The 1,272-nt window shown below is 63.6% G+C and carries 2 protein-coding genes; both read right to left on the bottom strand.

The window, feature by feature from the left end; translation table 11 throughout:
* Positions 1–198 (bottom strand): TMEM164 family acyltransferase (locus E1288_RS46400; protein WP_456320524.1); only part of this gene is annotated, 198 nt, incomplete at its 3' end.
* A gap of 213 nt (positions 199–411) precedes the next feature.
* Positions 412–1,215 (bottom strand): class I SAM-dependent methyltransferase, encoded by an 804-nt coding sequence (locus E1288_RS46395; RefSeq protein WP_132495719.1) that lies wholly within the window; start codon positions 1,213–1,215, stop codon positions 412–414.
* Positions 1,216–1,272: the final 57 nt, after the last annotated feature.

The raw sequence follows: 1,272 nt of genomic DNA, 5'->3' as shown, positions 1-1,272 counted from the left end.
CCCGTACACCAGCACGGTCGCTGCGAACAGCACGATCACGACGGCGAACGTCCGGGCGAACACCTGGCCCGACCTGGCTTCCCGATGCCTGCGCCCCAGCCAGACCAGCACGACGGCGCCCGCTGCGACCACGACGAGGACCGCCCAATGCGATGGGCCGTAGGGCGAGAAGGTCCGCTCGGCCTGGAGTGTGTTCACGCATTCCACGGTAAGCCCCGGCCGAATCACAACGGCACTGCTGGAGCCGACGACGCCCTAGCCAGGGTGAGGTAGGCCGTGGCTCCGGCAGGAATGAGCGGGTACCAGCGGCGAAAGCTGGTGGCGATCCTGCGACAACCCGTGGCAGCGTGCTTGATCTGCGGGCACGGCATCGACATCGAACTGAAGTTCCCGACTTTCGCAGGGTTTTTCTCAGTCGTGGCGTGGTCGGAAGAGGTGGAGTCGGGCGTAGAGCCAGCCGTCGGCTTCCAGGCCGTTCGGATCCACTCCGGCGGCCCGCAACGTCTCCAGTACCCGCGATTGTTCCTGCACGGAGGTGAACCGGCGCTGTTTGAACACGCCAGGTACGGGAATGATTTCGTATCCCAACGCCGCTAGGCCGTCTGCAATCGGTTCTATCGGAAACATCCGCAGCACGAAATGTGCCATCCAGGGCCGGTGTTGCCGGGCGATCCTGGCCAGCGTCCGTTCGCCGACGTAGCCGATGCAGCCGGTCGAGATGACCAGATCTGTTCCGGTGAGCTGCGCGCGTTGCTGTTCGGTGGGGTCGTGCGCTTCCAGATCCGCGTGCACCGCGTCGTCGAGGAACCCTGCCGCAAGCGCATATGAGAGGGCCGGCTCGGAGTTGTCGAGTCCGACGAATCGGATGTCGCTGAGCTGACTGCGCGAACGAACCAGATTCCGGTCGCGGGCCAGCAACCAGTCGCGATCCGCCGTGCGGGCATCAGTACGGCAGTAATGCTCATTGAGCTCGTCGATCGTGGCGTCACATTTCAACAAAGCCGCGTTGATGCCGTAGGAACAGCCGAGGTCGAGGATGGTGGGCACGCGAACCCCGTGGGATTCCCGGTATTCCTGGATGACCTTCTGGAAGTACGGCTTGGCCTGCTGTGGAATGCAGTAGTCCAGCTTGCGCAGCGTGTTGAAGTAGGCGCGTGGATCGGGCTGTGTGTAGATCTGGTCGAGCAAGATCTTTCCGGTGACGTCGAACTGCACGGACCGTCCTCCTCGCTTCTGGCAGTCGCCGACTGGTCTGGCGCTCAATCCAGCAGC

Source organism: Saccharopolyspora elongata, assembly GCF_004348985.1.
GTDB lineage: Bacteria > Actinomycetota > Actinomycetes > Mycobacteriales > Pseudonocardiaceae > Saccharopolyspora > Saccharopolyspora elongata.
This window is presented reverse-complemented; position numbering and strand designations above follow the sequence as displayed.